The following is a 14118-nucleotide window of genomic DNA, read 5'->3' as shown; positions in this document are numbered from 1 at the left end:
GGTAAGTAGAATCCAAAATAAAATAATAGTGCAATAAATATAGTGGGATAGAGGGCTCGTAATAGCCCTCTAATATACCTCATTACGCTGTTGTGTTTGTTACCTTCACAATCACGCTCGGTAATTGGCTTACTGGCAGAAGACTATATTCATTATGAACGGATACCATTTGCATTTGGTCACGGGTGGCATAACTAAATACTTTCTGTAGGGCCATTTGTGCTACATCCATATGACGGCTTGCAGGGCCATAGATTGCACGGAATGGGTTAGCCAGTTCTGAGAACTTAGGTACAAAATAACATTCGTCTGCACCTACAGAATACACACTATCATCCGGCACTCTGATAAAGGTCATATCCATAAAGCGGAACATGGAGATACCCGGCATATTCCCAGCCTCACGGTAATTAGTGATAATATTGTTGCCATTATCTGCCGCGCTGGTGAATGTATACAATTCTTTCACAGATGGATGGAATCGAATTTTGGAATAGAAACTACTACCACAGAAAACAAGAGTGTCCGTTTGGCTAACAGCAAGGCTACCCAGTGCACTACGCAGCTTAATCATAACGCTGTCCAAAAACTCAGGCACATCCGTATTAGCATTTGCTAAATCAACAGTATCAACCTGCTGTTGTGAACCAAAAGTATCTTCCCAATTAATATTTGGGTTTCGAGTATTAGTTGCATCTACAGTGTTTTTAAAGAGTGCTTTCGCTAACAAACGTTCTCTAGTTGCGTGATAAGCAATTGAGTGAGCCTCAAGGTAGCTAATGACCACACTATTTGCGTCTAATTCGGCACTGCTACCAAATCGGCGGCGCGATTGGAAAGCTTCTGGTGTCACTTCATCTTGACGATAAAAATGAGGAATTTCAATCTCATAGTTAGTCATGCGTGGCAGGATAGAGGTGTTCATATCCGTACCGTATCGAGTTGTCTCTCGGTCTACATAGTTGTTGGTCTCTACCAAATAATCTAGGGATGTACTACGTGTGGTAGACGGATCAAATGAGAACAGTTTCAAATTCTGCAACAAGTAATTAGGGCTAGGAATCAGATGGAATGAGTTTGACAGGTCTACTACCTGATTAGGGGTCTGGGAGTTCATCGATGAAAGAATTGGCATAGGGTTATTTCCTTATTATTTTTATAATTGTTCGCTCTGCGAATGCTGACAGTTGTCAGCACTTACGGAGTAAGCATATTGTTTGTTATTGTTTTTATTATTGAATTCGTACAAAGCCGCTTGCTTGAAGCAGTTGTTTCGCGTTATCAAGGCCACCAGTTGAAGTGATTAAACTGCCTTCTTTGATAACAGCTAAAACACCTACAGTACGAATCCGTACATTGCTACCTGCTTTTGCATAGTCCAAGCTAACTACAACATCGCCTGTAGTAGCTGCTGCAACCAGTGCAGAGCCATCTGCTTTAACCACACTGCCCGGCTCTAAATCTACTGCAAGAGTAGTGAAAGTATGGAAGCCTTTTGAGAATACATCGTCGCCCTGATACGCGAGGACGTCGCCTTCATTTTTAATTTCTTTAAATGTTGGAATAGTCATTATTATTTCCTTCTATTGTTTGCTCTGCAAATGCTGACAACTGTCAGCACTCACGTTAGTGAGCATTATTGTTGTTGTTTGTATTTTGCTTTGATGGCTCGTAAAAGCTGATCATTACTTTCTTGCCGTGCTGATTTATTAAAATCCTCATGGTCTTCATTCAGTACAACAGCACTGCTTTTCAGGAGATCAGCCTTGCCAAGGGAGTCCGATTTAATATCAAACTGTTTTGCGATGAATGCCATTTTGTTTAGCAGTTCCATATCATCAGAGTAATATGTGATTTTGTACTTCTTACTACTTGTTGCCATATGGTTATTCCTTATATTTGTTATAGCACTTTGAAATTCCCCTTGTCGTTGACTTAATAAGATGTATTAGATTTAGAGAATACAATAATCATGAATAGTCAAATCAACGACAAGAAGCATTTGAAAGTGTATGAAAGTCACTTTGATAGTTACTTTGATAAGTGCATGATTTAATTGCCTGCATTTTACTGTAGTTAGAAGGTAATAAAAAACCCCACTCCAGAAAAGCAGGGTTTCTTACAACACAAACAACAAGGAAGTAAACAATGAAATCAGATTATCAGAGAAATGTACGATGGAGAGCGTATCATTTATTAAATATTCTTTCAGGGTATATATAAGAACACTTAAGAAATGTCACCTTCTGGCAATGTGGTGCTGAATCACAAGGAACTGCCCAGAAGATGATGCATTAGATTACGAAATATTAAGTTGGCACAAAACTTTCGTTAATAATTTAAGGAGAGGAATTCTTATGGCTACTTATTATTCGTGGTAATGAGTTTCAAATTATTCCTCTATATCTATATTATAGCATTTTTCAGGGGTGACTACAATATATTGTGGTGATTATTTGCAGTTATTTCTTATTTATTTTAATATTCTTCTTATGCAAGGATATTGCCCATCCCTGCTAACTCATCTTGGAATTCTTTCATAATTTTTTCTGCGGTTATGAGTGTGATACGGCCAACTAAGTTTGCTCTTGTAATTAGTTCAGGATGATGCTCTATAATAAATTTTTCTATTGGTTCAATACAAGCTGCCATAGTATCTAATTTAGTGTCAGTCCACTGCATAAGTTCGATTAGGTTGATATCACCAGTACCCTCCATGAAATAATCTGGATTAAGGTAGACACTTTCTAATTCAGAAATTACTTTATCGGCTTTCTTCAATAATCTTTTCTGTTTTTGTTTTTTCAAAAAGTACATCATAAGTAGTTTCCTTTTATTATTATTATTGTTGTTCGCTCTGCGAATGCTAACAGTTGTTAGTACCACGTCAGTGGCATTGTTTGTTGTTTTTATATCACCGCATTCTGACGGAGCGAACACGGTGTTTTAATCGAGTTAGGGTATACCCTGTAGGTTAGGGTGTCTTTATAGAGAAGTCTTCTCACAGCTTGCGTTATTGCTTCTGTAGCAAGGGCTAATCAGCATAAACAGGAGTACAGCCATTTCAAATTGACTTGTTATGATTGGTATTAGGTAAATCGGATATAAATATAAAGATACTGCAAAGCATAAAAAAATGGTGAAGAGTAAAATTAGATATTTATTAATCAATTCACCTCCTGTTCAATTCTCTTTGATTCTTGTTGTGCTACCCACACTAAATAACCACTAATTGACCACCCACGAGCATTGCACTGTTTTAGTAGTAGTTGATACTGGTAGCTTTCCAATTCTATAACTAATTTCTTCTTCATTTTATGATCCCTCTATTCGTGAACTGGAACCCATATACCTGCCTGATGTTCGTTTAACTCGTACTGGTCGCGCTTATTGAAATATAACCAGCCTAAATGAGGAATGTTTGCATAGTCTTTTTGATAGTAACCACCCTCAATATAGTCCACAGAGTCTTGAGTGATTTTTAAAGGTTTCTTCCGTTTATTCTTTATGTGCTTTATCTCTGCTGCTGTCAGTGCATAGTACAAGGAGTTTGGTTGTTTTATTTGGTTATTTACACAATCGTTATAGCTCTTAACACGTTCAATATTGCATGTACGAATAACACCCCCTATTTAGAATGGTTCAGGTATATGATCACAATTACCAGATTGATGACCTATATCTGGATAATAGTATTGTTTAGGCTCAGGCTTCTTAACAACTGCAACATACTTATAATCTGACCTTGCAAAATCCGGGAGATCGTCTTCATCTTCATTGTGCTTTGGTGAATAAATTTCTATAGGTTTTTCTTTTATCTGTTCTATTTCTTTAATGGCTATTTCTTCTACTTTTAAGCTTTCGTTCACTGCTTCATTATCAGAGACTTTGTTAGCCTGTGATTTTGCTTCTATAAAGGCACTTACAGGCTTAGGCTGTACCTTTGCATTGGTTAACTGCTTAACCTGCTCTAATGGCTGTTCTGCACGTTCATAGCGTGTGCCTTTTAGCTGGCCTGTCAGGTCTGTTTTGAATCCTACTACTTCATTAATATCTAAAACATAGTAAATGTTTGAAAGGCCTTTCCGAGATTCTTTCTTAACAAGACCGAGTTCCTCAAGTCCTTTTAAATGTTTACTGATTGTTTTGATCCCCGCACCTAAATCCTCTGCTATTCGCTTTTCACTTGGATAAACAGCACCACCAGTATTCTCTTGAAATGTTAATAAGTAGCCATAAAGAAATTTAAGTGACCAGCCGAATAACTTCTTTTCTCCGTTTATAATAATATGTTGAATAGAGCTAACATCAGTATAGTTTTTAGAAAAGGTTCTTACATTATTATTGTTGTTGTTCTCTGTCATTGTTTCCCCTATCGTTGGAGTTATCGTTGTTTGCTTTAGTCATTGCTTGTTTAATCAGATGTTTTATTGCTGCTGGTCTAGATTTATTCGGGTAGTTATCATCTAACCACTGCACCAGCTCTCTAGGCAGTTCAACTTGCATATTCATGCTCCTAATGAGATTAATTATTGTTTAGCTTCTTCTTGCAATTCTTTTAACTTTTGTTCTAACACGTGCATTTTATAAAGTACGATGGCCTGTGAGTACATGTTCCTACGCGAAGCACTAAGACCAGATCTAGGTTGAATGTAAGTTCGAAGTGCTGAGTATGCGAGTTTCCCTGAAAGGATATCCGCTAATGTTTCTTCTGCTGTATTGCGAACTGTTTGTTTAGTTTTCTTCATTATTTTTTTCCTTTATTTCAATGCAAAAAGGCCACCTCTATTGGGTGACCTCAGACGATTAATTTATTTTAATTTGACTATCTTTCTATCTTAGAAACAAACTCTCTTGCTCCTACTATTATAATACATCAGATTTGGAATAATGTCAATATATAAGTCATGTTATTTTTGTTATATATATCCAATATTACAATAACAGAAATAAAATCGTTTTACAAGAGGTCTGGGTAATTAATAGGTAAAACCTTGCACAGCTTATTCTCTCTGTATATCTCTTGTAATTCTCCCTTGTTTTAGCCCTTCATGTAGATAGGCTGTAGGTTAGGGTGTCTTTTAATAGAACTCGTCTTTTAGCCTTTAAAATTGCTTCTCAGTCTTGCCTCTATCCTTGCATATCAGATAAACCATCTGTAAGACTGTCTGTAAGATTATCTATAAGGTTGTCTGTTTCTCTGTTATTTAATAAAAGCCACTACTATAAGAGTAATGGCTGAGAACACTCTAACCAAGTGAGTATCACTTTTTCAGCCATAACAGATAAATGTGTTCCAGTAACGCTGTACCAGCTATACACCCAATCTAACTGGAAAGTATGTAATAGGCTTTTAGAAGAACGTTTTTAATAATAAGAAGAAAGAACAATAATCTTAAGCCTATGTACTAACAAACCTAAACCATGCAAGATATTTAATAATATACATACATTGTGCACCGACGGTAGCTAACAGCTTGCACAGTGTCCATAGTGTAAAGTGATTGGGGATGAAGGTTATAAGATGATAGTTAATAAGTTATAGTCTTATCATAACGTTTAACTGTTCAGATTATTACCTGTCAGTCTTGTTATCGGTGAGCGGTAGCGAGATAACAACAATAGGCACAGACCTATGGACGAAGTGTTAACGTAGTCTATAAGGTCATAATATTATGCTAAGAGACTAACTATACATTCATTAACATTCATTCCTTAGTCAGTCTTAACTGATTTAGTTAAATGATCTAGTATTAATATAGTTATAATCTAGTAGTGGTGATATGGGGGGGGAACCACCTCTCCCCCCGTAGGGATGACTACCTACCCCCATGAGGGGAGAACCGACCTCTCCCTATGGAGGGATGACCCTATATTTATCTAATCTTACTTAGTATCATCGTGCAAGCTCTTGGAATCAACCACACACAATAAAGGAAGGGTACATGCCAATCACTTATGAAATAAAGTTCATTAATGAAAGTTTTGAAACAAAAAAAGTTACTCTTGAGAATGACAGCACCACGCCCTACCTTGATGCTATTGAAGATGTGTTAGTGCAGGACTTTAGATTGGGGGGTACAGGTATTAAGTTAAAGAACCCCACCCCAATTGAAGAAATAGCGAATAAATACAGCATTAAAAGCATAAAAGAAAGCACCGACCTATGCGGCAAAGTAACAGAGCGTTATGTATACCCTATTTAACGTTCAAATAACTACTTTCATTCTGGGGGTTATTGGAACAAGCCTACGTTCAGCCAACAACCGGTAATCCAGCTCGAATCTGTCACTAAGCACGAATTCGTTACCCTCTTCATCTTGGAACTTCCTCATACCATCCCAAAAGACTTTTTTACCATCGATAATAACTAGCCGTTTGGCCCACATAGGAGCATTCATGAAGGAATCCCCTTCCCCACTTAATAGTACCCATTGCATTATCACCACCAAATAAAATGATCTAAAATTGCCTGCTTGATTGCAGGTTAGCCGTAGGCTAAGGCTGGCACACTCCAACCCAACAGAATCAATAAGTTAAAACAATAAAATATTACCCAAGGTAAGGCTAAATAAGATTAAAAGCTAGCTGGTTTAACCGATCGAACTCTCTATAATCGATCGGTTAAATCTATCGCTTATACCTATCATATTTCCTGATTTGATTGTTTGTGCCGATCAAAAACAACAGTTAATATAGGGTTTATATAGCCTTAAATAACCAATAATGATGGGGTAATGATTTGCCTGTTCAGAGTGTGCTCACACAGTGCATAGACATCTGTATGCCTCGATAAGCCCCGCCCTATCTGACCTGCATAATACTGTTGTAATAAACTGACTAAACGGGATTACCTCATAACTCTCAAAACCATGCAAAAATGAACTACAAATGAAAATTTTATTATCTCCTGTTGTTGATATGCATTCTCATGTTTAACACCTAACAAAGAGGTGTTTAGATGTTATTTCTAAGTCACACATTAGTATTCTGTGATATAGAAAACATGCGTAATCATTGACTATCCCATCATTTAGATTAAACTGACTTCATACTAAATATTCTGTGACTTAGAAAACCCAGTAAACAAAAGGAAGTGGCTAGATGAAACTCGTTGATGCAGTAAAAACCAGCGAACAAGCTGAACAGGTGGGCGAATTGCTTCTAAAGCATGGCAATCAAACCTATGCTGACATCTGGAACTTTGGCCTACAGGTAGCCTTACGTATATCTGACCTGCTATCTCTGACTTATGCAGACGTACAAGGGGACAGGTTGGTTATCATTGAAGGGAAGACCAGCAAGCCTCGTCACATCGTGCTAAACAGCAAGGCTAAAGCCATCGTAGAGCGCCGCAAAGCTGAGAACCCTACTCATGTATATCTATTTGAAGTCTCTACTAATAGAGCTAAAGGGAAGCCTATAAGCAGGGAGAACGTCTCTAGAAAGTTCAAAGAGATAGGTGAGATTATAGGTATTGCTTTAGGCACTCACAGCATGAGGAAGACGAGAGGATGGGTGATGTACAACTCAGGGATAAACATAGAAACAATTGCCAAGGTTCTTAACCACAGTAGCCCTGCTATCACTATGCGTTATATTGGATTAGACCAACAGACAGTTGATAATACTTACACTTCCTTCATCATCTAATCACACCATGCTAGCGCCCTGCTAACCATTGCATTTAGCCCCCTTGCGGGGCTTAGTCATACATACCCACAGCCTAACTCCATCGTTGCTCTATAAGCTTTCTATGTGGCTGTAAACAGCTTGAATATTTCAAAATCATAAATGCTGATAATTTGACTGATATTGATTTGCTTAGAAGGTCAGCCACTGAGACAGGATATTTTTAAGATAGGAAAGATAGGGAAGTAGCCCCTTTTAAAAGAGGCCAAAATGGGAGTGGGTTATCCTAAAAGCCAAGTTACCACGTAATTATACTTTTATTATGCAAACTTCTGTCGTGGATAAGGCTGTTGCGCTGCGCTCTAATGAAATGTGAAACAGAGGGGGTTGATCCCCTCCTCTGTTGAGTCTAAGCTCACGGCGGAAAGTTACACATAACTTACACGCAATTCACACATAGTGAGCGACCACGATTTTTAGAGGCAGATGTAAGCTATTGATTTAGATATCATTTCGTCGGCAGCTTAATGTCTTTAAACATCGCCTCGATATCTTCATTGGAGCGCAGAGCAACTGCTTTATCCACCACATCACGGGTGAGGTGTGGTGCAAAGCGCAGAATAAAATCGTACATATAACTGCGCAAGAAAGTGCTGCGACGAAAACCTATCTTGGTGGTGCTGTAGGTAAAGATATCACGGGCATCGACCGTGACCAGATCAGGGTCCTGAATCGGATCAACCGCCATACTGGCAATCACCCCCACTCCCAGTCCTAAGCGCACGTAAGTTTTAATCACATCGGCATCGGTCGCCGTAAAGACGATGCGCGGTGTCAGACCGGCGCGGTTGAACGCGGTGTCCAGCTCCGAACGACCCGTAAAACCAAAGGTGTAAGTGACGATAGGATAGGCGGCCAGCTCTTCAATGCTAACATGGGTTTTACCTGCCAGTGGATGATCAGGCTTCACCACTACCGCGCGATTCCAGTGATAGCACGGCAACATAATCAGATCGTCATATAGATGTAGCGCTTCGGTAGCAATAGCAAAATCTGCACTGCCCTTAGAAACGGCTTCCGCGATTTGGGTCGGCGACCCCTGATGCATATGTAGCGACACACGCGGATAGCGCTCGATAAAGCCTTTAATCACATTAGGCAATGCATAACGCGCCTGAGTATGGGTGGTCGCGACATACAAAGAGCCTTTATCCGGATAGGTGTGTTCACCGGCAACCGCTTTAATAGCATCCACTTTTGACAATACTTCGCGGGCGATGCGAATAATTTCCAGCCCTGCGGGGGTCACCTGCGTCAAATGTTTACCACTACGGGCAAAAATCTGGATTCCCAGCTCATCCTCCAGCATTCTAACCTGTTTACTGATCCCCGGTTGCGAGGTGTACAGACCTTCGGCGGTGGACGATACATTAAGGTTATGATTAACCACCTCAACAATATAACGGAGCTGCTGCAATTTCATAGCTATACCATCCTAGGTTAAACACTGTGAGAAGCCCACAGTTTGGTATATCGGAATCACCCGGTATGCCGCGAAGTTATTAACTGAAACCCATAACTGCTTAATGCCAAGCTGGTCAGTAGTGACCTTATAATAACTATAGGTGATAAGAAAATATTTTATATAACCAAATTACTATATCATTTCATCCATGCTTGTATACACCCTGAGTTATCAAGGGATGACATCAGCATAAAAATAGTTTTTTTGGATCATGCAGATGGCAGCCAAAGATGGGCGCGCCGACGGATTGACTAAGACTATAAAGCACTTGGGTAGATTAGCCCAATAAAAAACCAGCCATAAAGGCTGGTTTTCAGTTGCGGCAGAGAGTATTTCATATGGAAGCATTTTTCTGCATAAAAGCCTTTTAGAGACTTAGGCGCTTATTTTTTTGCTTCCACCCATTTGCCATCAATATAGAAAGCAGACCAACCTGTGGCTTTGCCCTCTTTCTCGGATGAAACATACTGCTGCTTAGTCTTACGACTAAAGCGCACCATGGTTTTGTTACCCTCTTTATCCGTGACTGGCGCATCAGCTAAATAGCGTAATTTTTCAGGTAGGCGATCTTTAAAGCGCACCAGCTCCTCTACCAATGGCGCACGGGTTTCGCGCGATTTAGGGAAAGTATTGGCCGCCAGGAACACGCCAGCCGCACCATCTCGCAACACAAAATAGGCATCTGACTTCTCACAAGGCAGCTCTGGCAGCGGCACCGGATCTTCCTTCGGTGGTGCAACTTCACCACTGCGCAAGATTTTACGGGTATTTTTACACTCATCATTGGTGCAACCCATGTACTTACCAAAACGCCCCATTTTCAGGTGCATTTCAGAACCACACTTCTCGCACTCAACAATCGGGCCTTCATACCCTTTAATGCGGAATTCGCCCTGCTCAATCTCATAACCATCACACGCTGGGTTATTACCACAGACGTGCAATTTACGCTGATTATCGATTAGATAGCTATCCATTGCCGTGCCACATTTCTGACAGCGACGACGGGCGCGCAATGCGTTAGTCTCCGCATCATCGCCCTCCAGAATATTCAGAATCTCCGCTTCTGGCACCAGATTAATGGTGGTTTTGCAGCGCTCTTTCGGCGGCAATGCATAGCCCGAACAGCCAAGGAACACCCCGGTGCTGGCGGTACGTATCCCCATCTGGCGACCACAAGTTGGGCAGTCGATGCTGGTCATGACCATCTGGTTCGGGCGCATACCGCCCTCTTCCGGATCTTTCTCAGCTTTTTCAAGTTGTTGGCTAAATTCTGCGAAGAAGCCATCCAGCACTGCTTTCCACTCAGCCTGATTGTTGGCCACCTGATCGAGACCACTCTCCATGCGCGCGGTGAAATCGTAATTCATCAACTCACGGAAATTCTCTTCCAGCCGATCAGTGACGATTTCGCCCATTTTCTCAGCATAGAAGCGGCGGTTCTCTACCCGCACATAGCCACGATCCTGAATAGTCGAAATAATCGATGCATAGGTGGATGGACGGCCAATCCCGCGTTTTTCCAGCTCTTTAACCAGAGAGGCTTCGCTGTAACGCGCCGGCGGCTTGGTGAAGTGCTGGCTTGGGATCAGTTTCTGTAGATCCAGCTCACTGCCGACTTCAATCACTGGCAAGGTTCTATCTTCATCGCCTTTACGCAGTGCGGGCATCACCTTAGTCCAACCATCAAACCGCAAAGTGCGGCCTTTGGCGCGCAGTTGGAAATCACCCGCCTGCACGGTTAGCGTGGTGGAGTCATACTTGGCCGGTGTCATCTGGCAGGCCACAAACTGACGCCAAATCAGCTGATACAGCTTCTGGGCGTCGGCTTCCATATCTTTTAACTGCTCAGCCAGCACATTCACATCCGATGGACGAATGGCTTCATGGGCTTCTTGCGAGTTCTCTTTGCTGCTGTATTGATTCGGCGCAGGTGGCAGATACTTATCGCCGAAATTATCGCCGATATAGTCGCGCACCATGGTCAATGCATCCTGACTCAAGTTGGTGGAGTCAGTACGCATATAGGTGATATGACCCGCTTCATACAGACGTTGCGCCATCATCATGGTTTTCTTCACCCCAAAGCTCAGGCGGGTACTGGCGGCCTGCTGCAAGGTGGAGGTGATGAAGGGGGCGCCTGGCTTGCTGCTGGTCGGTTTATCTTCACGATCCAGCACCTTATAGCGGGCATTTTCCAGCAAATTCAGGGCAGCATGTGTCTGCTCACGATTGACCGGCTTAAACGGCTTATTGTGAGCATGGGTGACTTCCATCTGAATCGGAACTTCACCTTTTGCCAGCAAGTCAGCATGCAGTTCCCAGTACTCTTCAGGAACGAATGCTTTGATATCGCGCTCGCGCTCCACCACCAACCGCACGGCGACAGACTGCACGCGCCCTGCGGACAAGCCACGGGCAATCTTTTTCCACAGCAGTGGCGAAACCATATACCCCACCACCCGATCCATAAAACGGCGGGCTTGTTGGGCATTAACTCGATCGATATTCAATTCACCGGGTTGATTAAACGCCTGCTGAATCGCGTTTTTGGTGATTTCGTTAAATACCACACGGCTAAAACGCTTATCGTCACCGCCAATCACCTCCCGCAAATGCCAGGCAATAGCCTCTCCTTCGCGGTCAAGGTCGGTTGCGAGATAGATGTGGTCAGCGTTTTCAGCTAATGCTTTCAGCTCGGCAACCACTTTCTCTTTGCCGGGCAAAATTTCATACTGCGCTTTCCAGCCATGGTAAGGGTCGACACCCATGCGATTGACCAAGGCAACTTTTTCGTCTTTCTTTACTTTGGTTTTGGGTTTGTCAGCGGCTTTCTTGGCTTTATCTTCGGTTGAGTTCGCGCTCTTCTTACTGGCTGAGCCACTGGTCGGCAAATCACGAATGTGACCGACACTGGACTTAACCACGTAGTTATTCCCTAAATATTTATTAATAGTTTTGGCTTTTGCCGGGGACTCAACTATTACTAGAGCTTTACCCATAATTACCTTTACCTAAATTATTTCTTCTAAAAGAAGGTTTTTATCTTGCCGTACCGCGGCATTCTGTATCTCTTTTTTATATTGCGGTACTTTTTCAGGAGATCAACCTGTTTTTTTGATCGGGCAACAAAATAGCGTTCCGAATCTTAGCGGGTGAGCTCTCAAAAATTTTGCCTGCGCCCAGTGCTATCGCAGTGAATTCTGCCTTGTGGCGTCAACAAAACCTTCCACCTAATAGTATAAAATCCCACACTGTACCTGATAAAAAGCACTACGCAACCTAATTAGCCAGTAATCTCTATTTATCCAATAGTCGCAGCAAAACGGCGTAAGGCTCGAATAAACCTTAGCCTGTTTGCGAACAAATGCTAACCCGCAGTACAATAGTGAGAGTAATTGCCTTGTAATGAGGAGAGATAATCGTCGTGAGGAGATATAATGTTCGGAAACACCGTACCAATTGAGCGTAATAAATTATTGGCAGAAGCCAATGAGATTATTCGTCAGCATGAAGATTATATGCAGGGTATGCAGGCAACTGAGGTTGAGCAAAAAGGCCCGGTATTGGTCTTTCGCGGGGAGTTTTTCCTCGATGCAGATGGCCTGCCGACGGCGAAGACAACCGCGGTATTTAATATGTTCAAACATCTGGCACACGTCTTGTCAGCCAAATATCATTTGGTTGATTGAGAGGCGACTAACACAGTGCCGGTTGGGGAGAGAACAGATCGCGCCACCGGGTTTGTCACTCCGAAACTGGCAGGGCGACTGCACCGACGGCTCACGCCGTTACGACCCATTCGGCACATTTCCCCGCTTATCAACTTTGTCAGCACGCTGAGGGGGCTTAGCCCCCTGTTTTATTGGCTATCAATGACGTTACGCCCGTTTATAGCAGGGGTTTCTCACCACGTTGCCACCAACGAAGCAGGAGACGATCAGCACTTTCTGCTGCGCTGCCGGTAAAGCGATCCATCAGACGTTTACGACGAGCATAACGTACACCAATAACCTCATGGTTATCCATTTCAGCAATCAGTAAATCATCACTGGTGCCAATGGCATCAACCAACCCCTTCTCTTTAGCTTGAGTACCAAACCAATGTTCACCGGTCGCGACCGCATCGATATCTAACGATGGACGTTGTTGCTGGACGAACTGCTTGAATAGCAGGTGGGTTTCATTCAGATCTTCGCGGAACTTCTCGCGCCCTTGCTCGGTATTTTCGCCAAACAGCGTTAGGGTGCGCTTAAACTCACCGGCGGTATGCAGCTCGACATCAATATCATTCTTTTTGAGCAAGCGGTGGAAGTTCGGAATTTGTGCCACCACGCCAATCGAGCCGATAATGGCGAAAGGCGCACTGATGATACGATCAGCCACACAGGCCATCATATAACCCCCACTGGCCGCCACTTTATCTACCGCCACCGTCAGGCGAATACCTTTGTGACGCAGACGTTCGAGCTGTGATGCCGCCAGACCATAGCCATGTACCACACCACCAGGGCTTTCCAGCCGCAGCAACACTTCATCCTGAGCGGTAGCCACCGCCAGTACTGCCGAGATCTCTTCACGTAACGAAGTGACTTCATGCGCATCAATGCTGCCTTTGAAATCAATCACATACAGACAGGGCTTTATTGCAGCCACGGCACCCGCTTTTGCGCGCTGCTTTTTCAACTTTTGATCTGCTTTTTGTTGCTTTTTAAACTCTTTACTCCAGGTTTTTTGCTCCCCATGGCTCATGCGCGCCAGTCGCATTTCGCGCTGCATTTCCTTATATTGCTCACCCAGATCAACCAGGTTCAGCTCTCCCCGTCGCCCTTGTTTCCTCACTCCTTGGCTGACAACCAGTAAAACTACCGCACCAATCGCAACCACTATGGTGACCACTTTTGCCAGAAACAGTCCGTACAGAGAAATCAACTCCACAAATACCGCCTTTATTCATCTGC

Annotated in this window: 13 protein-coding genes; 3 read left to right on the top strand and 10 right to left on the bottom strand. The window is 42.6% G+C overall.

Annotated elements, in window-relative coordinates:
- Positions 1 to 82: 82 nt before the first annotated feature.
- The 7 genes from HRK25_RS15590 to HRK25_RS15560 form a co-directional block, all read right to left on the bottom strand.
- A complete protein-coding gene (locus HRK25_RS15590) occupies positions 83 to 1117 on the bottom strand; it encodes a major capsid protein (protein ID WP_071984946.1) in 1035 nt (344 codons plus the stop codon).
- A 115-nt stretch (positions 1118 to 1232) separates the two neighbouring features.
- Entirely contained in the window at positions 1233 to 1571 is a 339-nt protein-coding gene (locus tag HRK25_RS15585) for a hypothetical protein (RefSeq protein ID WP_005278268.1), read from the bottom strand.
- Between the two features lie 65 nt (positions 1572 to 1636).
- Entirely contained in the window at positions 1637 to 1882 is a 246-nt protein-coding gene (locus HRK25_RS15580) for a hypothetical protein (protein WP_032898706.1), read from the bottom strand.
- A 608-nt stretch (positions 1883 to 2490) separates the two neighbouring features.
- A complete protein-coding gene (locus HRK25_RS15575) occupies positions 2491 to 2820 on the bottom strand; it encodes a hypothetical protein (protein WP_173361774.1) in 330 nt (109 codons plus the stop codon).
- Positions 2821 to 3632: 812 nt separating this feature from the next.
- The gene (locus HRK25_RS15570; RefSeq protein WP_005278275.1) at positions 3633 to 4364 is read right to left on the bottom strand and encodes a helix-turn-helix domain-containing protein; all 732 of its coding nucleotides are present in this window, start codon (positions 4362 to 4364) and stop codon (positions 3633 to 3635) included.
- On the bottom strand, positions 4342 to 4506 hold the full coding sequence (locus HRK25_RS15565) for a hypothetical protein (RefSeq protein WP_153802297.1): 165 nt from the start codon (positions 4504 to 4506) through the stop codon (positions 4342 to 4344). The genes HRK25_RS15570 and HRK25_RS15565 overlap by 23 nt, the downstream gene beginning before the upstream one ends.
- A 23-nt stretch (positions 4507 to 4529) precedes the next feature.
- On the bottom strand, positions 4530 to 4748 hold the full coding sequence (locus HRK25_RS15560; RefSeq protein ID WP_019210090.1) for a hypothetical protein: 219 nt from the start codon (positions 4746 to 4748) through the stop codon (positions 4530 to 4532).
- A 1197-nt stretch (positions 4749 to 5945) separates the two neighbouring features.
- Between HRK25_RS15560 and HRK25_RS15555 the strand changes: the two genes are divergently transcribed.
- Positions 5946 to 6206: a hypothetical protein gene (locus HRK25_RS15555; protein ID WP_005278290.1), complete on the top strand. Its 261-nt coding sequence runs from the start codon at positions 5946 to 5948 to the stop codon at positions 6204 to 6206.
- An 898-nt stretch (positions 6207 to 7104) separates the two neighbouring features.
- Complete coding sequence (locus HRK25_RS15550; protein WP_005278293.1) at positions 7105 to 7653, top strand: tyrosine-type recombinase/integrase; 549 nt, start codon at positions 7105 to 7107, stop codon at positions 7651 to 7653.
- 487 nt (positions 7654 to 8140) lie between these two features.
- Here the strand turns inward: HRK25_RS15550 and cysB are convergent, their stop codons facing one another.
- Both cysB and topA read right to left on the bottom strand, forming a co-directional pair.
- Positions 8141 to 9115, bottom strand: coding sequence for an HTH-type transcriptional regulator CysB (cysB, locus tag HRK25_RS15545; protein WP_005278296.1), 975 nt, complete (start codon positions 9113 to 9115; stop codon positions 8141 to 8143).
- A gap of 425 nt (positions 9116 to 9540) precedes the next feature.
- On the bottom strand, positions 9541 to 12159 hold the full coding sequence (topA, locus tag HRK25_RS15540; protein ID WP_005278299.1) for a type I DNA topoisomerase: 2619 nt from the start codon (positions 12157 to 12159) through the stop codon (positions 9541 to 9543).
- A 438-nt stretch (positions 12160 to 12597) separates the two neighbouring features.
- Here topA and HRK25_RS15535 point away from each other — a divergent pair, with 438 nt between their 5' ends.
- Positions 12598 to 12849, top strand: a complete 252-nt coding sequence (locus tag HRK25_RS15535) for a YciN family protein (RefSeq protein ID WP_005278302.1) — start codon at positions 12598 to 12600, stop codon at positions 12847 to 12849.
- 199 nt (positions 12850 to 13048) lie between these two features.
- Here HRK25_RS15535 and sohB read toward each other — a convergent pair whose 3' ends face one another.
- Positions 13049 to 14095 carry a protease SohB gene (gene sohB / locus HRK25_RS15530; RefSeq protein WP_049600447.1) on the bottom strand — a complete coding sequence of 349 codons (1047 nt, stop codon included), beginning with the start codon at positions 14093 to 14095 and terminating at the stop codon, positions 13049 to 13051.
- Positions 14096 to 14118 lie beyond the last annotated feature (23 nt).

The organism is Yersinia bercovieri ATCC 43970 (assembly GCF_013282745.1).
In the GTDB taxonomy this organism is placed as follows: domain Bacteria; phylum Pseudomonadota; class Gammaproteobacteria; order Enterobacterales; family Enterobacteriaceae; genus Yersinia; species Yersinia bercovieri.
Note: the sequence above shows the minus strand (reverse complement) of the source record. Positions and strands in the feature narration are given on the sequence as shown.

Coding starts and splice junctions, on each gene's coding strand:
- HRK25_RS15590 (WP_071984946.1), bottom strand. CDS start 1,117: ATGAACTCCCAGACCCCTAATCAGGTAGTAGACCTGTCAAACTCATTC.
- HRK25_RS15585 (WP_005278268.1), bottom strand. CDS start 1,571: ATGACTATTCCAACATTTAAAGAAATTAAAAATGAAGGCGACGTCCTC.
- HRK25_RS15580 (WP_032898706.1), bottom strand. CDS start 1,882: ATGGCAACAAGTAGTAAGAAGTACAAAATCACATATTACTCTGATGAT.
- HRK25_RS15575 (WP_173361774.1), bottom strand. CDS start 2,820: ATGATGTACTTTTTGAAAAAACAAAAACAGAAAAGATTATTGAAGAAA.
- HRK25_RS15570 (WP_005278275.1), bottom strand. CDS start 4,364: ATGACAGAGAACAACAACAATAATAATGTAAGAACCTTTTCTAAAAAC.
- HRK25_RS15565 (WP_153802297.1), bottom strand. CDS start 4,506: ATGCAAGTTGAACTGCCTAGAGAGCTGGTGCAGTGGTTAGATGATAAC.
- HRK25_RS15560 (WP_019210090.1), bottom strand. CDS start 4,748: ATGAAGAAAACTAAACAAACAGTTCGCAATACAGCAGAAGAAACATTA.
- HRK25_RS15555 (WP_005278290.1), top strand. CDS start 5,946: ATGCCAATCACTTATGAAATAAAGTTCATTAATGAAAGTTTTGAAACA.
- HRK25_RS15550 (WP_005278293.1), top strand. CDS start 7,105: ATGAAACTCGTTGATGCAGTAAAAACCAGCGAACAAGCTGAACAGGTG.
- cysB (WP_005278296.1), bottom strand. CDS start 9,115: ATGAAATTGCAGCAGCTCCGTTATATTGTTGAGGTGGTTAATCATAAC.
- topA (WP_005278299.1), bottom strand. CDS start 12,159: ATGGGTAAAGCTCTAGTAATAGTTGAGTCCCCGGCAAAAGCCAAAACT.
- HRK25_RS15535 (WP_005278302.1), top strand. CDS start 12,598: ATGTTCGGAAACACCGTACCAATTGAGCGTAATAAATTATTGGCAGAA.